Origin of the sequence: Acinetobacter sp. ABJ_C4_1, from assembly GCF_044538495.1 — a bacterium.
Lineage (GTDB): Bacteria > Pseudomonadota > Gammaproteobacteria > Pseudomonadales > Moraxellaceae > Acinetobacter > Acinetobacter nosocomialis_A.
The window spans coordinates 291,133-309,922 of record NZ_JBIUCQ010000001.1; the positions used below are offsets into that span (position 1 = coordinate 291,133).

Here is an 18,790-nt window from a genome sequence, read left to right on the forward strand (position 1 = left end):
AGTTAACTGTGTTAGGTATATCTTTAAGTGAAGAGTGGAATGGTGACACTATTTATATATACGGCATATACCATAGTAATAACGATATATTGTTTTATGGAATTTCTGGGGAACACGGTAATGAGCTAATTGCATTTAAACAGAGAGAAATAGAAATAAAAGATCCTAAAGTTTCGTACAACCAATTATTTTAGTGATAATGGGCATTTATGGGCCGAAATCATTAAGAAATGTCTCATGGGCAATGTTTTTTTTTACGTTAAGTACATATTTTTTTAATTTATTTTGAAGCAGATGGCTGTATACAAGCGTATCAAAACTATAGTGATATAAAAAGTATTCACTATTTGAAGCTAAACCTAGTATCGGTTTTAGTAACTGTATTAGCAATACAGGAGCCATACAATAGATCATGTTATATTCCGATAGAAAGCTTTAAAAAGGCATTCACTGGCGAAATAGTAATACTTAGGAATTAGAAATAGTGTTAGAAGTTCAAGTTAAGTTTGAAAATAATTTATACACAGAGATGATGCTAGAAACTAAACGTGTTCCATGTTTATGTCGGATTTCAGACAAATTTTATATTGATTTCTTAGAAACTATTCCACCAGTAACAGGTCAAGTTATAAACTGGAAATTAGAAGATATTGATAAACGAGTACCTGCAGCAGTGGGTGGAGAATATTTGCATCATAAATATGGCCTTATTACTCTTATACATATTCGAGAGAATATTTATTTAATAGAAACTTTGGAAATGTTTGCTAGAGGAATTGGTTGGGTACAAATAATAGATCATAGAGAATATGCAGCTATACCTAAAGTAGAAGAGCCAGATTGGTTGAAAGATTTATGACCTAAGTCCAATAGAAGATTTTAATAAATTCTTTACATGTGAAAGTATTATTCTGCGGAATTACAAATAAATGCTTATTTTAGATCTTAAACTTCCAAATAATTTACATTCTGAAATGATGTTGGAGTGTGAAAATATTCCGTGTTTGGTGAGGATAAATAGTATATTTAATATTGATTTTTTTGAGACTGTTCCTCATATATCTGGACAAGTTTTAGAATGGTCATGGAGCGAATTAAATAAAAGAGTGCCTGCTGGCTCTGGAGGTGAATATATGTACTATAAACGTAGTTTAATTACATTAGAAAGAATTGATAAAGATCATTTCAAGATTTTAGATTTAAGTATGTTTTTAAATGGTATAGGCTGGTGTAAAGTTATTGAGAACTCTATATATGCGGAACCAAATCCTAATTTGTGGGATACAGATCCTGATGAATATTAAAGCTATGGATAAAACATGAATTCAATAAAACGCAGTAGTAAGTTCTTTCTTGCAGTTTTTCTGATGATGAGTCTTTCAAATACATATGCAGCAAAGACACAGGTTGAAGAGGTTGATGCAATGGAAGCTGCTGGAGCAGAAGTGGCAGAAGCGGGTGGAGCTGATGTTAGTGGAGTAGAGGTTGAATGTGGTGCTGATGGAGCTTGTTATGGTGTAACTTCTGTAGCTCCCGTTTCTGATGATGAAAGGTACGGTGGTATTGAACAGGAATATGTTGTAAAAGGCTGTAAAGTAACGGTCTACAATGATGGGCCAGTGAAAATGGTCGATGTAAAGACGGATCAACCATGTGATGCTCCACTTCCTAAAGGTCATAAATTCTCTAAAAAGAACCATTAATTATTTGATATAGCATCTTTAAACGGGTGCTATTGAAATGAATTTACCAAGCCTCAAGCCAACTGAGAGTACGAGGCTTATTTTTCTCATCTATTCTGATTAGGTACTACATACACCATAATTTTAATGTCTGGCAGAACTCCCAATAAAAAGGAGTTGGCTTTGCACATTCACTATTTCTTGGCAGCCTTTGCCAAAAGCTATAACAACACAACTTAGTTTGTTAACGAGTTTGATCGCCATTAGGTTTATCAAGCTTTAAATCATCACGACCAAAAACTTAGCAACTATAAAACTCGAGATGTGCCAAGCACAGTCTTTATGGGTTTTGCTGTGCCTTTTTTTCTCCCAGAAAGGGCACAGATTTTTATATCTCTTTTATATACAACAAAAATTTATTTTATAACGGTAAAACTATGCCAAATTTAACGCTCCCAACACGTGCTTTTGAAGTTGTAAAAAAAGGGATTCATCTGTTCCATCACGGTGGGTTTCACACTGTTGGTGTCGACAAGATTGTGAGGGAAACCGAAGTCACAAAAATGACGTTTTATAACTATTTTCACTCTAAGCAACGTTTTATTGATATTTGTTTAATCGTGCAAAAAGAGCGACTTCAAGACCAAGTGACCGAACTGGTGGAGTATGACCATGACACAGCCGCAATAGATAAACTCAAGAAACTTTATTTTTTACATAGCGATATAGAAGGGCCATATTACTTATTATTTAAGGCTGTTTTTGAAACTAAAAATAGCTATCCAAACGCCTATCAAACCGCGGTAAGGTACAGAACATGGCTGACCAATGAAATCTATAGCGTACTTAGAACATTAAAAGCGGATGCATCATTTAATGAGGCCAGACTCTTTTTATATGTGATTGAGGGTGCAATTATCCCACTTGTGGATAACAGCAGTATAGGTGAAACAGATAAGGCGCTAGATTATTTTTTATTAAAGGTTGGACTGGTTTAGATAGATATCCCAAAGTACATTGGCAAGGTACTTTGGGATATACAAGTTTTAAATTTTACTTATAGTAAGTTTGGATTTGGGTAGCAAGAAAGTCATAACTCGCTTTATTGAATAAAGCAAATTTTCCTTTTGTTTCATAGTTAGTGGTCCACATAGTTGCTGATTCACCGTATGTTTCAGAAACAACATTACCTTTAACTTGCCATTCGCCGTCATAAATTTTGCCATTCATTTCAATAGCAGGGTCTTTTCCGCCAGAATAAATTTGGTTTCCTGCACTGTCTACAGAGTAAGTCACATTATAGCCAGCAACGGTATCAAATTTATATTTAGCTTTTGGATAAAGGGTTTGTTGCCATTCAGCTACGGTTTTGAAATTAGTGCTATTGTTGTCAGAGAAATAAAACTCTGTATTGTTATAAATTACAGACTTTGGTACATAAACAAAAGAACCACTTGGGAAGGTTTCATTACTATTCAATAAGCTCGTAAAAGCAGTTTGATTATTTTTAAGGGTTAGAGTTAATAGATCACTCATATATAAGTAGTCTATATTTTTTGGTCGACTTGTTAAAATATTTGATGGGAATATGTCAGATATTTTTTTACCTGAAACATCTATTTTTTCGTAGTCGTAACTCACATTATCTGAATTTAAATTACAACTATCATTAAATCGAGCAGTTGTAATTTGTGAGCCTTGGGATGCAACGACATAACCTAAAGGCCAACCATTATTTTGCTTTTGATATGTCTTTTTAGTGAAAAGACCGAAAGAGTTAAGGTCGTAACTTTGTACAATATCTGCAGCTAAAGTAGTTTCAATTTCATCAGCAGTTATATTGTAAAGTGCTTTTGGATAAGCATATAACATTTGATCATTTCTTTTAATTTCATATGCATAAAGTTGTGGAATTGAAGTTGGAAGATCTCCTGAAGAAATTTCCTTAGATCTAAAAGTAAGAGAATAGAGTGTTTCATCAAAAATTGTATTGGTTGAAAGCGAAGAGTTTAAGAGAATACCTCTATCACACTTTAGACTATTTACATTCTGAGTAGATTGCCCTTGAGCTTGCGATGATACATTTTGAGTAGATTGTTCCTGAGCTTGTGATGATACATTTTCAGTATTATTAGAGCTTGAACTGCCTCCACCGCACCCCGTTAACATAATAAATGAAATAGAAACTGCTAAAGTTGAAATTTTTTTCATGAATAAACCTTAAGTATTTATGTTTACTTTGCGGGGTGATTATATATTTTTTATTGATTAAAAACAGACTGTTAATTTATATTTGTTAAATATTAAATTGATTTAAATAAATTGAGTGTTTGTTTTTTATCTAAAACTAAAATTATATGGACTTAAAAATAAATTAAGAAAACAGATAGGCGATTACAGTGCTTATTATTTATGATGTTTTAGACTTAAATAGATACAATCAGATCAGCATTAAGGGAAGTTTTTTTATCTAAGTTTTTATTGTAATATATTGATTAAATATAATTTTATAGTGAAGTGGACATCTTTTGATGTCACTTCAACACTTGATTGATTGTATAGCTTGTTTGAGCAATTGGGGTCAATTGATCATTCATTTCATAATATTCTATTGCATATGTACCTGGTTTCCATCCTTCAGAAGGTGCATAACTTACCCAATTCTGATTACTATTTTCATTAATTTTTTGAGGTGAAAATAATAATACTTCACCAGTATTTTGATTGGTCCATTTTACAAATACTTGATTGGTTTGTGTAACTTTTCCAAAAGTATCATAATGAGCAGTAATTTTTTGATTTTTATAGATTTGATTCATATTTTCAGGCTGAGTGTTATTTGCCAAGTTCCTAGAAACCACAATCTCGCCCGGTAAGTTATTCTCATAATTTTTTGAACTTGTTGATAGTTCTTCGAGCAAGCGTTCTGAGAACTTTTTTTTGTCTTGAATTTTAGTTAAGTCATTTAAAGGGAATGCTTTGGATAAGTAATAATCTAATTCTTTTTCAGGTAAAGCATTTAAAAAAGACCGAATATGTGCAATATTTTCAGTAGGGATAACATGATTTTTTGAAGAAGAAAAATCTAATAATTGTTGTGATACTATATTTTTTGATGTTGTATTTAAATCAGCTATTACGCGTTTATCGGACGAAACAGATGATAAGTGTGCTGACTTATCATCTATATTTATTAAAGCAACACCATAGCCTAGCCCAAAACAGACGAGACCAAATACAATTACTTTAGAAGACATCATTTAAATACACTTATAACTAATATTATTGATGCTTAGATTGTTACTAGAGTTAAAACTGCTGCCGTTATTAATAAGATATTTCTTTGAAAGGTTTGTACCAGATAATAGTTTCATAGTGGTTGAAGAAGTACATATCCCAGTTTGGGTACTTGTTAGAGTTTTAATTACACAACCAGTTTCTGTAACAAGATAAGTTTTTCCATTGTCTGGGGTAGAGCAGTTTGTAGTAATGATTGCATCGAGAAATTCAGTATCTACACTGTCACTATTTGCGCTCGTATCAATACCTTTGTGAGAGATGCTACCATTGATAACCACGGCATCATCTTTAGAGCGATCTACAGTAGTAGTCGGTGGTGTACTAATAACATTTATATCCGTAGGTAGAGAGTTTGAGTTGTTACCAAGATTAGTACCATTTCCAATTTTAATGTTACCATTAGAAGCTACTGCATTAATTCCTGTCGCAACAGAACCTATACTAGTGCTCATCTGAAATGATTCATCCTTATTTTTTGTTTCACCAGATGAGGAAACATTATCATCACTTCCGCCACAAGCAGTTAAAAGAGAACTCACTAATATTGTTCCTAATAAAACTGTAATTGTTTTATTCATTATTTTCCTCTGAAGTTAATGAAAACTATTATTTAATTTTAAGTAAAGTAAGTTTAGGCGCGCATAATACATGTTTATAATTAATAATTCTATTCTGAGCGGTATTTTTATATTAATGAAGAAAGGCTTAAATTTAAGATTAATAAGTTTTATCAAGTTGTGTTAAATAAAAAAAGCTCATTTTTATGAATTTATCTATTTTTTATGTCTATCTATTAAATATTTTTAATCACTGCTGATTATTTTTTCAAGCATATCTACAAATGTTTTTAAAATATTATTGTGATTTTTACCCTTATGCGTAATTAAGCATATCGGGGTACTGTAGTGCATTTTATCTTTTAAAACAGGTTGCATCATACCATCTTCAACCCATTTTTTTGCATAGTGGTCAGGTAAAAAACCTAAAAATTTGCCAGTTAAAATCAGAAAGGCAATCCCTTCGCGGTCACTTGCCGTCGCTTTACAGTCTAAAAGCTGATGTAACTTTGCTGCTTCCGAGGTAATGGCATAATTAGGAAGAATGGCTTGCCACTTTTTTAATTCATTTAAATTGATGCTACTACATTGGTTAAATAAAGGATGATTTTTGCCGCAGTATAAAAATGAACTTTCACTATATAAGTCGAAATAGTCTAAACCAGACAAAGGCGTCACAAGGGGAATAACGCCTGCATGCAAACGGTTATCGAGCACACGGCACTCAATATCTGAAAGGGTGCTCATACTAATATTAATAATAACTTCGGCATGTTCTTCGGCAAGTTGAGTCAAGGTGTTGGTGATATAGCCTCTAGGCATAGTCACAAGGTTGTTAATAATGCCGATATTAAACTCACCCTTAAGGCGGTTATGCATTTGATTGACTTTAGAGCGGAAGTCTTCAATGGCTGCTGTGAGTACTTCAATATATTCTAAAATTTCCCGTCCTTCATCGGTGAGGGCAAATCCGGCACGGCCTCGCTGACATAGTCGAATACCCAAACGATTTTCTAAATCACTCATATGCAAACTAATTGCAGAGCGGCTAATACCTAGAATACTTTCAGCAGATGTGAAGCTGTGACAATCACAAACTGTTTTAAATATTTTGAGAAGTTTTATATCAAAATCAGTGACTTGATTTAATTTTTTAGGTTTCATTTAGTTTTGTTTTTTTAAATCTAAACTCAAGATAATTTGAATTTATCAAACTTATCTCGCTATGTACACTCAAACCATAATTTGAAAATAAACAGGAATGGTTATGTTTGATACGGATAAATTTAGCGACTCAGAGCATACTTTGGATGCGGTTCAACCTAATAATAATATGCACATAAACTATCAGGCACACTGGATGCCTTTCTCTGCAAATCGAAACTTTGCTAAAGACCCGCGCATGATTGTGGGCGCAAAAGGGTCATACCTAATTGATGATTCGGGCCGTGAAATTTATGACTCACTTTCAGGCTTATGGACGTGTGGTGCAGGGCATACCTTACCCGAAATTCAACAAGCGGTGAGTGCTCAATTAGGTCAGCTCGACTACTCACCAGCTTTTCAATTTGGTCATCCATTGTCTTTTAAGCTGGCAGATAAAATTGTTCAGCATATGCCTGAAAAACTACAACACGTTTTCTTTACCAACTCAGGTTCGGAGTCGGCAGATACGTCTATAAAAATGGCACGTGCGTATTGGCGTATTAAAGGTAAACCAAGCAAAACCAAATTAATTGGTCGTGCTCGTGGCTACCATGGGGTAAACGTTGCGGGGACAAGTTTAGGCGGGATTGGCGGCAACCGTAAAATGTTTGGTCAACTTATGGATGTAGACCATTTACCGCATACCTTGCAGCCAAATTTAACTTTTACCAAAGGCTGTGCAGAAACAGGTGGGGTAGAACTTGCTAATGAAATGCTTAAGTTAATTGAACTACACGACGCTTCAAATATTGCAGCTGTCATTGTTGAACCTATTTCTGGTTCGGCGGGTTGTATTGTGCCGCCAACGGGCTATTTACAACGTTTAAGAGAGATCTGTGATCAGCATGACATCTTGTTAATTTTTGATGAGGTGATTACAGGTTTTGGTCGCCTAGGAACTTGGACGGGGGCCGAATATTTTGGTGTAACACCGGATATTTTGAACTTTGCTAAACAAGTCACCAACGGTGCCATTCCTTTAGGTGGTGTGGTGGCAAGCCATGAAATTTATTCTGCCTTTATGCAGCAGGACTTACCTGAACACGCCATTGAATTTACTCACGGCTATACCTATTCGGCACATCCGGTTGCTTGTGCGGCTGCTTTAGCTGCGCTTGAAGTTTTAGAAAAGAAAAACCTGTTAGCTCAATCGGCGGCGTTGGCACCAAGTTTTGAAAAAATGCTACATGGCTTAAAAGGCGCACCGCACATTTTAGATATTCGCAACTGTGGTTTGATTGGTGCTTTGCAGTTAGCTCCGCGTGATGGCGATGCCACCATCCGAGGCTTTGAACTTGGTATGAAACTTTGGAAAGAAGGTTTCTATGTTCGCTTTGGAGGCGACACGCTTCAGTTCGGTCCAATGTTTAACAGTACAGAAGCAGATATTGACCGTTTATTGAATGCTGTGGGTGATGCGCTTTATCAAGTGAAGTAAGGCTTAGATACATTTCATGGGCATCTATAACGGTAATAGATGCTCTTTAGAAACCCAATGAAAAATATAGTTTGATCTGAAAATTAATTGTAGTAAGGAGTAACAACAATGACAAATGGCCTAGAAGATTTTAGCTATGAAGAAGTTTCAACTGAAAATAGTACGCATAGTGAACAAGCCAAAAAAGTGCTAGGGCATTTCATTCAAGGAAGAATTGTATCTAAAACGGCAAGAAAACAGCCAGTTTACAATCCTGCGACGGGTGAAATTAGTAAAGAAGTCGAAATTGCAGATGCTCAAACGGTAAATGAAGCAGTTCAGGCGGCCGAGCAAGCATTTCCTGCATGGCGAGATACACCAGTTATTAAACGTGCGCGTGTTATGTTTAAGTTCAAACAATTATTAGAACAAAATGCCGAAAAGATTTGCGCTTTGATTGGGCAAGAGCACGGTAAAATTTCTCATGATGCTCAAGGCGAATTGCAACGTGGTATTGAAAATGTTGAATATGCTTGCGGTGCACCAGAGCTTTTAAAAGGGGAGTTTTCAAAAAATGTCGGTCCAGATATCGACTCATGGAGCGAGTTCCAACCGCTAGGTGTTGTGGCTGGCATTACTCCATTTAACTTCCCTGCCATGGTGGCTTTATGGATGTTCCCAATGGCATTAGTCTGCGGTAACTGCTTTATTTTAAAGCCTTCTGAAAAAGCGCCTTCTGTGGTTTTATACCTTGCAGAACTATTAAAACAAGCGGGTTTACCCGACGGCGTGTTTAACGTGGTGAATGGTGATAAAGAAGCGGTAGATGCCTTATTGCACCATCCTCGTATTCAGGCAGTCAGTTTTGTGGGTTCAACACCAATTGCTGAATATATTTATCGTACAGCGACTTCAACAGGTAAACGATGCCAAGCATTAGGCGGTGCAAAAAACCACGCTATTATTATGCCGGATGCCGATATTGATAACGTGGTGACTTCATTGTTAGGCGCAGCTTTTGGCTCTTCGGGCGAACGTTGTATGGCACTTTCGGTTGCGGTTGCTATTGGAGATGAAGTTGCCGATGTTGTGATTGATAAGCTCACTCAAGAAATGAAAAAATTGAAGTTCGGCAACTATGCAGATGCAAGCAACGACTTTGGGCCGCTTATTACCCAAGCACATAAAGACAAAGTACAAGCCTATATCCAAAGTGCAGAGCAGCAAGGCGCAAAAATTGTGGTAGATGGCCGTGATGCAAAACCGGCAGGCTATGAAAAAGGTTTCTTTGTTGGGCCAACTTTAATTGATCAAGTCACACCAAACATGACTAGTTACCACCAAGAGATTTTTGGTCCTGTGTTGCAAGTTATGCGTGTGAATAGTATGCAAGAAGCGATGCAGCTCATTAATGACCATGAATATGGTAACGGTACTTGTATCTATACCCGTGACGGTGAGGCAGCTCGCTATTTTAGCAGTCACATTCAAGTCGGTATGGTCGGTATTAATGTGCCTTTACCGGTACCTGTGGCTTACCATAGCTTTGGTGGCTGGAAACGTTCATTGTTTGGTGATTTACATGCGTATGGTCCAGATGGTGTCCGTTTCTACACACGCCGTAAAACCATTACACAGCGCTGGCCATCTGCTCAAGTCCGTGAAGCAAAACAGTTCTCAATGCCGACTTTAAATTAATTATTACTATCAGGGAAAACAGCAGTTTTCCCTTTTTTCATGACTGTAGGATTTTGACATGTAATAGATTGTTTTTATGGATATATTTTTAAGGAATGAAATATGAATAATGATACAACAAAAAAATTAGGCGAAGGACTCTCAAATCGCCATATCACAATGATTAGTATTGGCGGTGTTATTGGCGCAGGTTTATTTGTCGGTTCATCTTCTGCAATTGCCAAAGCAGGCCCGGCAGTGATTCTTGCATACCTGATTACCAGCATTATGGTATTTCTGGTGATGCGCATGTTAGGTGAAATGGCCGTTTTAGAGCCGGACACAGGTTCATTTTCTACCTATGCACGTAAAGCAATTGGCCCGTGGGCAGGCTTTACCATTGGTTGGTTGTATTGGTGGTTTTGGGTACTTGCGATTCCGGTAGAAGCCATTGCTGGCGCAGAAATTTTACATTCGTGGTTTCCGAGCGTTTCAGTTTCTATTTACGCATTTTGCTTTATTGTGTTCTTAAGCTTAGCCAACTTTTTTAGTACCAAAAGTTTTGGTGAGTTTGAGTTCTGGTTTTCTTTAGTCAAAGTAGTCGCCATTATTGGGTTTATCATTATTGGTATTTTGGCAATTTCAGGTGTTTGGCCTTTAGCTAAAAATGTCAGTGGAGTTGCCAATTTATACAATAACGCAGGTTTTATGCCGCACGGTATGGGAGGCATTTTATCTGCCATTTTAATCACGGCATTTTCATTCTTTGGGGTGGAAATTGTCTCGATTGCCGCAGCCGAGTCATCTAACCCTAAACAGAAAATTAGACGTGCAACGAACCTTGTGTTGTACCGTATTATTCTTTTCTTTGTGGTCTCAATGTTTATTGCCGTTTCACTTGTCGATTGGCGTTCACCGGACTTACAAAAGTACGGGACATTCCAATATGTTTTAATGAGCTTAAACGTACCGGGCACTAAACTTATTATTGATACGGTCGTGTTTATCGCCGTAGCGAGCTGTATGAATGCGGCAATTTATACGTCTTCTCGTATGTTATTTCGCTTAGGAACACGTCATGAAGCACCACAGGCAGTGACTAAAGTGAATTATGCAGGTGTACCGGCAATTGCGGTGTTTTCCTCAACTTTTATTGGTTTAGTGTGCTGTGTCATTAACTATGTATTTCCGGGAAAAGTTTTTAGCTTATTGCTCTCAAGTACAGGTTCCATTGCTTTACTCGTGTACTTGGTTATTGCGTTTTCACAATTGCGTTTAAGACATAAGCTCGAGGCAGCTGGAGCGGAAATTCCATTTAAAATGTGGTTATTTCCGTGGCTCACTTGGTTTGTGATTATCATTATTTTAAGTGTATTGGCTTATATGTTTTTCTCACCAGCGTATAGTTATGAAACCACTTTATCATTAGGTGTGACTTTAGCTGTGGTGGGTTGCGGATTATTTGTGACCCGAAAGCGTAAAGCAACCCGTTCGGTTGCGATAAATCAGAGTAACTTATAAAAATATTAAATAAAAAATTTAATGCTATAAATAAAAAGCTCCTTAATGAAAAGGAGCTTTTTACTTTTTTAATTCTAATTGTTTTATTTTAATTGTTGTTTATATTTTTAAATAAGCTGCACAGTTAGAAAATCACTGTGCAAAGAAGTTTAAATGGCTTGCCAGTTTTCTTGAACTTCTTTTGAGTTTTTATTTAAAATGACTTGATCATCTTTTACCTCCCCAATCCAAGAAGTAGGAATAAGGTGATGTTGATCATTTTCATCACGAGTGAGTTTCAACTGATTTTCACCTTCTAGATGATCGACAGTCCCTACTTTAGTACCACAAGAAGCAATAACGTCTGCATGTTTTTTAATATCATTAATATTTAAAGTACTCATTTTGGACCTCTTCTTTGGAAATAGAAAAACGGTAGAAACTAAATTACTGGATAAAACAGCAGAAATCTTTGTTTTTTAATAAACCTTACATGATTATTTTATAATTTCACTTAAGCGATATATTTAGATAACAATGAAATAAAAAGAAATATTCATTTAATAAAGTTATAGAAAATATCTTTTCATTACATTTTATATCTTTAATTAAACAGAATTATTTCGATATGTTTAAGTGAATACTTTTGAATAATTATTTGTAATGAATATTAAAATATCTATAAATATGACAGTCTTGAGTATGTTGAGTGAATTCGAGCATGCTCAGCCTGAAAACAAAAGTCAGCTACGCCAAGATTTGCTTCGCGAATTGGTAAGATTAGCTAAAAATTTACCCTATCCAGCTTCAGGTCAAACCTATCAGCGGTGGCAAATGTTTGCTCAAGTGGCAGGGTATGATTTAAGTCTAGCTAAATTATTTGAATCACATTGTGATGCCTTAAGTATTTTAAATGAACTTGGTTATCAAGATGAAATAGACGATCAGACTTGGGCCGTATGGGCAGCAGAGGGTGGACCAGTACCCGTACAAGTAGAGAACAATCAGTGTAGTGGTATAAAAACTTGGTGCTCAGGTGCTGAGTTTATTCAAAAAGCCTTAATGAGCTATAAGGACAAACAAGGCCAAGCACAGCTTTGTATTGTTGAATTGGCTCATCCTTCGGTTCAAGTTGACCTACGTCACTGGCAAGCAGTGGGCATGCAAGGAACCCAAACAGCCCAAGTATATTTTGACAATACTCCCGTTACTGCTATAGGTCAGCCAAATCGCTATTTGGAACGTCCAGGATTTTGGCATGGTGCAGCCGGTGTCGGGGCCTGTTGGTATGGTGCGGCGGTACGCTTAGTCAGTTTTTTACAGAAAAGCTGCCAAACCCATCCAAATGCATTTAAAAAAATGTATTTGGGAGAGTTAGCTCAACAGCTCTCTGTAACTAAGCAGTATTTTCAATATGTTGCCAAGCTTATAGATGACGAACCTATGCTCAGCCATGAGCGTGAAATCCGTATATTACGTGCCCAAACAGAACAATGCTGCCAGAGTGTTATTCAACTCGTTGGCAAAGCTTTAGGTGCACGGCCTTATTGTGAAGAAGCTACATTTTCACAGCTCATTGCTGATTTGCCTGTCTTTATTCGACAGAGCCATGCAGCTTTTGACTATGAGTCTATTGCAGAGCTCTGTTTGCCGGAGAAAAGCTTATGGGAACTTTAACGCATCCCTTGGTCGAAGACCGTGTGATTTCAGGTGAAGGGACACCGAAGTTCAGGTGGCTAGAGGCATTTAAAAATCATCCTTTAGACGGGCTGAATTTACAGTTATTTCAATCTAAAAGAGTGGTGATTGTCGCTCCGCATCCCGATGACGAAGTGCTGGGTTGTGGCGGTTTAATGCAGCAGCTAGTCAAAGAAAATTGTCACCTTGTTATTGTGGCAGTTAGTAATGGAACACAAAGCCACCCGCACTCAACAAAATACAGCCCAGATGAATTAAACGATTTACGGCCACAAGAAACTTTAGCTGCTTTAGACAGTCTTGGTGTGTCAGATTTTTCTGAACGAATTGCTTTAAATCTAACGGATGGTCAGATTCATTTACAGACTCATCAGTTGACTCAAGCGCTCAGCAGAATCGTTCAGCCTGAAGATATTTTAATTTGTAGCTATGCACTTGATGGCCATCCTGACCACGAAGCCGTTGGAAAAACGGTACAGGCCTTTGCAAAAGCTCATCAGTTACTCTGTCTACATGTATTGATTTGGGCATGGCATTGGGCAGAGCCTTTAGACCCACGTATTAATTGGTCCAAAGCAAAAGCTTATGCCTTAACTGAAAACCAATTAATTAAAAAACATCAGGCGGTTATGCAATTTAAAACACAACTTGAAGCCGATGAAAGCACAGGAAATTCCGCAGTTTTGTCTTCAAGTGCAATTAGCCGTCTTTTAATGCCTTATGAGGTATATCTGAGTGACTCATTCTCGTATGTATTTTGAGGAGTTGTATCGTAGTAATAATGATCCATGGGGCTATGATTATCACTGGTACGAAGCCCGTAAAAGACAAATCTGCCTTGCATTATTAACACGACCACACTATCAAAATGTTTTAGAAATTGGCTGTTCAAATGGGCATTTAAGTGTTCATTTGGCAAAGCGTGCGGCTCATCTTTTATGTATAGATGTGTCTGAGCATGCCGTTCATTTGGCGACTCAGCGATTACAATCATTTGAGCATGTAACTGTTGAAAATAGAAAAATACCTGAAGAATTGTATGAACAAAAATTTGACCTGATTGTAATTAGTGAAGTGGCGTATTACCTCACATTCGATGAGTTAGGTGAGTTCATTAAAAAATTAAAGCATGCACTAAACTCCGAAGGCGAAATTTTATGTTGCCATTGGCGACATGATATTCAAGATTTTGAATTGAATGCCCAGCAAGTCCACCAAAGCTTTCAGCAATATTTTCCATTTCATCACTATTTAAGTCTGAACGATCCGGACTTTATGGTCGATGTTTGGACGGTTAATCCTTCATCAACAGCTCAGCGGGAACAATTACGATGAAAATAGGTGTTGTAATTCCAGCGCATAATGAAGAGCAACATTTGCCAGCCTGTTTGCAGTCAATTCAGGATGCGATAAAGAAAGTACCAGATGAACAAGTCGAGGTCATGGTCGTGCTTGATAGCTGTACAGACCAGTCGCGCTCAATTGTACAGCGCTACGGAGTAAGCTGGATTGAATGCAATTATGCTTGTGTCGGAAAGGCACGGGACTTAGGTATTCGCCAACTTATTCAAAATGGAGCAACTTGGCTTGCCTGTACCGATGCCGATAGTGTGGTTAGCCCAGACTGGTTACGTTGCCAAATTTTGCATCAACCTACCGATGCAATTTGCGGTATTGTGACTTTAGATGACCTGAGCCGTTTATCGGTTATGAAACAAAAAAAGTATTTGTCACATTATCAAGACTGTATGGATCATCATCATATTCATGGGGCAAATTTAAGCTTTAGTGCTGCCGCTTATATGCAAGTTGGTGGTTTTGAGCCGGTTCCTTGTCATGAAGATGTTTCACTGATTGAGAAATTGATCAGGCAGTGCTGCAATATTACATGGAGCAATTTAGTTCGAGTAACCACCAGTAGTCGACTAGAAGGAAGAGCACCCGAAGGTTTATCAAAATTTTTAGAAAATCTTTAATTAATATTATTTTCTTAAGTTTATTTTAATAATTGATTTATATTCTAAACTTATATCCTCTGGTATACATTTGTTTCAGTATTCATTGAGTTATACCTTTTTGCCACATCACCCGATGTGGTTTTTTTTCATTATAACGATTAAAAAAATGAGTCAATGTAAAAATACTCCCCAACAAGAATATGGTACATCTGACACGATTACACAAAAAATCACAAAAGCTAAAACTCACAGTTTCAAGAAATTGTTTAGATAACTATGAATAAAAGAAGAGGAGAAATTTTAATGAACAAAATACTAATCACCACGATTACTAGCTTCGTTTTATTAGGTAGTAGTGCAGCATTTGCGAGAACTGATCCGGCGATACTGAATCAAGCTACAAAAAATGTAGTCACTGTTTCAAAAGCAAAAACTTTGGCTGATGAAACTGGTGTCACTCTAACAGGTACGATTGTTAAACATATCGCTGGTGACCATTATGAGTTTAAAGATAAAACTGGCTCAATCATCATTGAGGTAGATGATGATTTAGCAAAGGGTTGGGAATTAAAAGTAGGCGATAAAGTTCGCATTGTAGGTGAGGTTGATACTCATCGTATGAAACCGACCGATATTGAAGTTTTACAAATTGAACGTGTTAAATAATACAATTTAAAATGCAAAGGCCCGAATTAGTTTCGGGTTTTTTTATGGAAATCAGCAAGATTGCGATTTTTTTATAATAATGAAATATAAAGTATTTCTAATAAAGGTGTGTTAAGTTGAAAATTCCATTAATTATGAAATTTTAGATTTCACGGAAGTCTTATGAACGTTCGACTGTGTTATGCCAGCCAACGAAATGAAAATAATGAAGATTTGCTACAAGATTTGCGTGATATCCTGACTGAAGCTCGTGACTTCAACGATTTAAACGAGATATGTGGGGTGCTGTATTATGCCGATAATGCATTTTTTCAATGTTTAGAAGGCGAAAAAGAGATTGTTGAAAAGCTATTTGAGAAGATTCAAAAAGATCAAAGGCACTACAATATTAAATGGTTGTGCACATATTCCATTGAAGAAAACTCTTTTCAACGTTGGTCAATGAAATATGTGCAACGCAATACAAATATTGAGGCTTTCTTTCTTGGCATGGGAGAGAATACCTTTAACCCGATTTTGCTGAATCAACAAAATCTCAAATTTTTCTTAAATGAACTATTAATTGCAGAGCAAACTAAAATTAATACGGTTAAGAAAGTTGGAATGGTGAATCGGGGAGTAAACCCATTCTAGCTATTTGAAGCTATACCGATATGGATGTGCTTGAGTTTAGGTACAATTTTAGTCATGACTAAATATACAATCATTGAAACCGAAAGCATCCATATCACTTCTAAACTTTGACTAATCACAAACATTGCCCAGTAAAAAAAACTAAAAAGGGCTATACACAGTCCACTACCTTTGTAGTACCACGTAATAAACATTCCGAAGAGTGCCGAAGAAATTAAGAGATTAAGCGTCTCGTTCATTCCTACATAATTAAAGAAAATAATTAGTAAGCACAACGCTAACATTGATAGTAAATATACAAATATATTTTTTGCGATAAACATTTTCTATATCCTATCTGAATATTTTAAAAGGTATCTTTCCTCTGTTTCCAGAGGAAAGATAGTACATATTAATTTTTTGAGATTCTTTTTCTATTATTAAGAGTTTTTATATTAATAAAGATGACTTTATCATTTTCTCCAGATCTCTTTATTAATATTCAGCTTTCTATTTAATAGTAAAGATTGCTTATATGTACTGAAATTAATTATAGGAAAAACAATCATTTGTGTTGTAAGCTTTGGCTTACATGGTTGTGAGAGATTGCCTACATTTGTATAAAAAATAATCTAATTTTACAAAATTAATTTATTTAAAACTGTTATATTACAGTTAGTTAGTTAAAAATATTGTTGAGATGAGCTTTACATAAATAACAAAAAGTAACATCGGCTTTAGAAAGTTAATTTTAAAAAGTTAAATTAATTATTTGTCAGGAGTTGTTTGGATTTAAAATTTTTTAACGTTTGATAAATAATTGTTTTATGAAAATATTTTTTAATAAATAAAATTTATATTTTTAGGGATTAAATATATTAAATAAGTGAAGGAGAGTAATATTTTTTTTAAATCTAACTTGTAAATTGTGATAAGCAAGTGAACATGTTATCAATCAATAAAATGATATAGAAGAATGAGTTAAAATTTGAATTTTTAACCAGCGTAGAGATGACTGCGCTGGCTTACTTTTTTGACTAGATTTAATCTGAACGTGTAGACAGCCAATCACTCATTTCAGGCCAAACAGAACTTGGAGCTTGGCTACCAGAAACAACACCCATATGGCCGCCTGGAACCACTTTAAAAGTTTTATCTTGGCTACTAATTAAATCCATAAGCGGTTTCACTGCGTCGGCGGTCACAATAATGTCGGTATCGCCACCCACGGCTAACACTGAACAATCAATATCTTTTAGATGAGCTGTAAGTTCGCCAAACTTAACGACACCTGTTGATAGCTCATTATCAATCCAGAACCGTAAAATAATGTCACGCATAACGCCACCCGGATACGCCAGCATATTGTCTATAAATGAACTAGAGGTGGCGTGGTCAACAATAAATTCTCGGTTATCAAGATTTTTTAAAAGCTGCCAATAGGTTTTTAAATTTCCAATCGGGTCAGTTAGCTTAAAGCCAAGCGTGTTTTGCCAGCCATGAATATGAAACACTTCACTTGGTACATGTTGGCGAATCCGGAAAGGGGTATGCTTACGAACCCACTGTGCAGGTTTAGTCAGACTGCCATAGAGTTTACCCATATAACCCGCTTTATGGGTGTCGATAGGTGAAGCAAGAATAATCAGATTTTTAATATCTTTATCTTTAAATAACGCGGTATAGCAGAGTGAAAGAGCACCACCTAAACTCCAGCCATGTAAAGAGAGCTGTTGTTGTCCACTATGTATACGAACCTGTTTTAACATTTCAGGCATAAAGACTTTTATATAAGTGCCAAAATTGTATTTTGCCTGATGTCGGGTTGGCACGCCCCAGTCTATTAAATAGACATCAAAACCTTGAGCTAAAAAGTAACGTATAAGGCTGCGTGTAGGGAATAAATCGTAAATGAGCATGTTCACTGCCAATGGCGGAACAATCACTAACGGTACGCGGTGTTTATGTATAGGAGCTTCAGTCTCATTTCTATAGTGACGTAAGCTCATAATCTCATGCTTGTAAATCACATCAAAAGGTGTTTTTCCGGACAAGGCAATTTGAGGACCTCTAAAAAACAGATCTGATGCATTGGTCAGCATGTGAGGTAATTTCTGACCAGCATGCTTTTTAAGAGATGTTTTAATCGACTTCACTTGAGGAACATTCTGTCGAACTTTAAGCAATAAACTCATTGAATATAAAACCTATAAAGATGTTGCCCAGAGCAAATAACGAGCTGGTCTTTTGCGGATATTAAATGGAATAAAAGGTGAGTTCAGTGACTTAAAAGACAGGATTTCGCTTTAAAAATACCAAAAGGAATTTTTTATAAACATGTTTGCGAACTAATTATCTTAATTTAATAAAATAGTTATTTAATATTAAAAATATAAAACTTTTAAAAAATAGATCTAAATTTTATTTTAAGTAAATTTAAAAAAAATAAAAAATATGTCGCTAAATGGTAATTTTTGTCGCCAAAAGAGGTTCTTCTATTAAGTGAAATTAAATAGT

General features: G+C 36.0%; 20 protein-coding genes. 13 read left to right on the forward strand and 7 right to left on the reverse strand.

Annotated elements, in window-relative coordinates:
• Positions 1-484 precede the first annotated feature (484 nt).
• From ACIF8R_RS01315 to ACIF8R_RS01330, 4 genes are all read left to right on the forward strand, one after another.
• The gene (locus ACIF8R_RS01315; protein ID WP_396478555.1) at positions 485-859 is read left to right on the forward strand and encodes a hypothetical protein; all 375 of its coding nucleotides are present in this window, start codon (positions 485-487) and stop codon (positions 857-859) included.
• A gap of 70 nt (positions 860-929) precedes the next feature.
• The gene (locus ACIF8R_RS01320) at positions 930-1,304 is read left to right on the forward strand and encodes a hypothetical protein (RefSeq protein WP_396478557.1); all 375 of its coding nucleotides are present in this window, start codon (positions 930-932) and stop codon (positions 1,302-1,304) included.
• 15 nt (positions 1,305-1,319) lie between these two features.
• Positions 1,320-1,703, forward strand: coding sequence for a hypothetical protein (locus ACIF8R_RS01325; RefSeq protein ID WP_396478559.1), 384 nt, complete (start codon positions 1,320-1,322; stop codon positions 1,701-1,703).
• A 416-nt stretch (positions 1,704-2,119) separates the two neighbouring features.
• Positions 2,120-2,680, forward strand: a complete 561-nt coding sequence (locus ACIF8R_RS01330) for a TetR/AcrR family transcriptional regulator (RefSeq protein WP_396478561.1) — start codon at positions 2,120-2,122, stop codon at positions 2,678-2,680.
• A 55-nt stretch (positions 2,681-2,735) separates the two neighbouring features.
• Here ACIF8R_RS01330 and ACIF8R_RS01335 read toward each other — a convergent pair whose 3' ends face one another.
• From ACIF8R_RS01335 to ACIF8R_RS01350, 4 genes are all read right to left on the reverse strand, one after another.
• Positions 2,736-3,893 carry a hypothetical protein gene (locus ACIF8R_RS01335; protein ID WP_396478563.1) on the reverse strand — a complete coding sequence of 386 codons (1,158 nt, stop codon included), beginning with the start codon at positions 3,891-3,893 and terminating at the stop codon, positions 2,736-2,738.
• A gap of 323 nt (positions 3,894-4,216) precedes the next feature.
• Positions 4,217-4,942 carry a hypothetical protein gene (locus ACIF8R_RS01340; protein ID WP_396478565.1) on the reverse strand — a complete coding sequence of 242 codons (726 nt, stop codon included), beginning with the start codon at positions 4,940-4,942 and terminating at the stop codon, positions 4,217-4,219.
• A complete protein-coding gene (locus tag ACIF8R_RS01345; RefSeq protein WP_396478567.1) occupies positions 4,943-5,560 on the reverse strand; it encodes a hypothetical protein in 618 nt (205 codons plus the stop codon).
• A 225-nt stretch (positions 5,561-5,785) separates the two neighbouring features.
• Entirely contained in the window at positions 5,786-6,703 is a 918-nt protein-coding gene (locus tag ACIF8R_RS01350) for a LysR family transcriptional regulator (RefSeq protein WP_396478569.1), read from the reverse strand.
• A gap of 97 nt (positions 6,704-6,800) precedes the next feature.
• Here ACIF8R_RS01350 and ACIF8R_RS01355 point away from each other — a divergent pair, with 97 nt between their 5' ends.
• The 3 genes from ACIF8R_RS01355 to ACIF8R_RS01365 all read left to right on the forward strand — a co-directional run bounded on the left by ACIF8R_RS01355 (position 6,801) and on the right by ACIF8R_RS01365 (position 11,360).
• A complete protein-coding gene (locus ACIF8R_RS01355) occupies positions 6,801-8,183 on the forward strand; it encodes an aspartate aminotransferase family protein (protein ID WP_151750396.1) in 1,383 nt (460 codons plus the stop codon).
• A gap of 108 nt (positions 8,184-8,291) precedes the next feature.
• Positions 8,292-9,860 carry a CoA-acylating methylmalonate-semialdehyde dehydrogenase gene (locus ACIF8R_RS01360; protein WP_396478571.1) on the forward strand — a complete coding sequence of 523 codons (1,569 nt, stop codon included), beginning with the start codon at positions 8,292-8,294 and terminating at the stop codon, positions 9,858-9,860.
• Positions 9,861-9,962: 102 nt separating this feature from the next.
• On the forward strand, positions 9,963-11,360 hold the full coding sequence (locus tag ACIF8R_RS01365; protein ID WP_396478573.1) for an amino acid permease: 1,398 nt from the start codon (positions 9,963-9,965) through the stop codon (positions 11,358-11,360).
• A 149-nt stretch (positions 11,361-11,509) separates the two neighbouring features.
• Here ACIF8R_RS01365 and ACIF8R_RS01370 read toward each other — a convergent pair whose 3' ends face one another.
• Positions 11,510-11,743 (reverse strand): DUF2171 domain-containing protein, encoded by a 234-nt coding sequence (locus ACIF8R_RS01370; RefSeq protein WP_024439164.1) that lies wholly within the window; start codon positions 11,741-11,743, stop codon positions 11,510-11,512.
• Between the two features lie 298 nt (positions 11,744-12,041).
• Here ACIF8R_RS01370 and ACIF8R_RS01375 point away from each other — a divergent pair, with 298 nt between their 5' ends.
• The 6 genes from ACIF8R_RS01375 (at position 12,042) to ACIF8R_RS01400 (ending at position 16,294) form a co-directional block, all read left to right on the forward strand.
• The gene (locus ACIF8R_RS01375; protein WP_396478575.1) at positions 12,042-13,016 is read left to right on the forward strand and encodes an acyl-CoA dehydrogenase; all 975 of its coding nucleotides are present in this window, start codon (positions 12,042-12,044) and stop codon (positions 13,014-13,016) included.
• Positions 13,004-13,798, forward strand: coding sequence for a PIG-L deacetylase family protein (locus ACIF8R_RS01380; protein WP_263614120.1), 795 nt, complete (start codon positions 13,004-13,006; stop codon positions 13,796-13,798). Before ACIF8R_RS01375 ends, ACIF8R_RS01380 begins: the two co-directional genes overlap by 13 nt.
• A complete protein-coding gene (locus tag ACIF8R_RS01385) occupies positions 13,773-14,372 on the forward strand; it encodes a class I SAM-dependent methyltransferase (protein ID WP_396478577.1) in 600 nt (199 codons plus the stop codon). Before ACIF8R_RS01380 ends, ACIF8R_RS01385 begins: the two co-directional genes overlap by 26 nt.
• A complete protein-coding gene (locus ACIF8R_RS01390) occupies positions 14,369-15,013 on the forward strand; it encodes a glycosyltransferase (protein ID WP_396478579.1) in 645 nt (214 codons plus the stop codon). Before ACIF8R_RS01385 ends, ACIF8R_RS01390 begins: the two co-directional genes overlap by 4 nt.
• A 285-nt stretch (positions 15,014-15,298) precedes the next feature.
• Entirely contained in the window at positions 15,299-15,661 is a 363-nt protein-coding gene (locus ACIF8R_RS01395; RefSeq protein ID WP_396478581.1) for a NirD/YgiW/YdeI family stress tolerance protein, read from the forward strand.
• A gap of 162 nt (positions 15,662-15,823) precedes the next feature.
• On the forward strand, positions 15,824-16,294 hold the full coding sequence (locus tag ACIF8R_RS01400) for an AnBLUF65 family BLUF photoreceptors (protein WP_263614117.1): 471 nt from the start codon (positions 15,824-15,826) through the stop codon (positions 16,292-16,294).
• Here the strand turns inward: ACIF8R_RS01400 and ACIF8R_RS01405 are convergent.
• Together ACIF8R_RS01405 and ACIF8R_RS01410 are read right to left on the reverse strand one after the other, a co-directional pair.
• Entirely contained in the window at positions 16,291-16,617 is a 327-nt protein-coding gene (locus ACIF8R_RS01405) for a hypothetical protein (RefSeq protein ID WP_263614116.1), read from the reverse strand. The genes ACIF8R_RS01400 and ACIF8R_RS01405 overlap by 4 nt on opposite strands.
• Positions 16,618-17,316: 699 nt before the next feature.
• Positions 17,317-18,468: an alpha/beta fold hydrolase gene (locus ACIF8R_RS01410; RefSeq protein WP_396478583.1), complete on the reverse strand. Its 1,152-nt coding sequence runs from the start codon at positions 18,466-18,468 to the stop codon at positions 17,317-17,319.
• Between the last annotated feature and the right edge of the window lie 322 nt (positions 18,469-18,790).

Excerpts from the sequence above, each read along its gene's own strand:
- ACIF8R_RS01320 (WP_396478557.1), top strand. The coding sequence starts at position 930 with ATGCTTATTTTAGATCTTAAACTTCCAAATAATTTACATTCTGAAATG.
- ACIF8R_RS01325 (WP_396478559.1), top strand. The coding sequence starts at position 1,320 with ATGAATTCAATAAAACGCAGTAGTAAGTTCTTTCTTGCAGTTTTTCTG.
- ACIF8R_RS01330 (WP_396478561.1), top strand. The coding sequence starts at position 2,120 with ATGCCAAATTTAACGCTCCCAACACGTGCTTTTGAAGTTGTAAAAAAA.
- ACIF8R_RS01335 (WP_396478563.1), bottom strand. The coding sequence starts at position 3,893 with ATGAAAAAAATTTCAACTTTAGCAGTTTCTATTTCATTTATTATGTTA.
- ACIF8R_RS01340 (WP_396478565.1), bottom strand. The coding sequence starts at position 4,942 with ATGATGTCTTCTAAAGTAATTGTATTTGGTCTCGTCTGTTTTGGGCTA.
- ACIF8R_RS01345 (WP_396478567.1), bottom strand. The coding sequence starts at position 5,560 with ATGAATAAAACAATTACAGTTTTATTAGGAACAATATTAGTGAGTTCT.
- ACIF8R_RS01350 (WP_396478569.1), bottom strand. The coding sequence starts at position 6,703 with ATGAAACCTAAAAAATTAAATCAAGTCACTGATTTTGATATAAAACTT.
- ACIF8R_RS01355 (WP_151750396.1), top strand. The coding sequence starts at position 6,801 with ATGGTTATGTTTGATACGGATAAATTTAGCGACTCAGAGCATACTTTG.
- ACIF8R_RS01360 (WP_396478571.1), top strand. The coding sequence starts at position 8,292 with ATGACAAATGGCCTAGAAGATTTTAGCTATGAAGAAGTTTCAACTGAA.
- ACIF8R_RS01365 (WP_396478573.1), top strand. The coding sequence starts at position 9,963 with ATGAATAATGATACAACAAAAAAATTAGGCGAAGGACTCTCAAATCGC.
- ACIF8R_RS01370 (WP_024439164.1), bottom strand. The coding sequence starts at position 11,743 with ATGAGTACTTTAAATATTAATGATATTAAAAAACATGCAGACGTTATT.
- ACIF8R_RS01375 (WP_396478575.1), top strand. The coding sequence starts at position 12,042 with ATGTTGAGTGAATTCGAGCATGCTCAGCCTGAAAACAAAAGTCAGCTA.
- ACIF8R_RS01380 (WP_263614120.1), top strand. The coding sequence starts at position 13,004 with ATGGGAACTTTAACGCATCCCTTGGTCGAAGACCGTGTGATTTCAGGT.
- ACIF8R_RS01390 (WP_396478579.1), top strand. The coding sequence starts at position 14,369 with ATGAAAATAGGTGTTGTAATTCCAGCGCATAATGAAGAGCAACATTTG.
- ACIF8R_RS01395 (WP_396478581.1), top strand. The coding sequence starts at position 15,299 with ATGAACAAAATACTAATCACCACGATTACTAGCTTCGTTTTATTAGGT.
- ACIF8R_RS01400 (WP_263614117.1), top strand. The coding sequence starts at position 15,824 with ATGAACGTTCGACTGTGTTATGCCAGCCAACGAAATGAAAATAATGAA.
- ACIF8R_RS01405 (WP_263614116.1), bottom strand. The coding sequence starts at position 16,617 with ATGTTTATCGCAAAAAATATATTTGTATATTTACTATCAATGTTAGCG.
- ACIF8R_RS01410 (WP_396478583.1), bottom strand. The coding sequence starts at position 18,468 with ATGAGTTTATTGCTTAAAGTTCGACAGAATGTTCCTCAAGTGAAGTCG.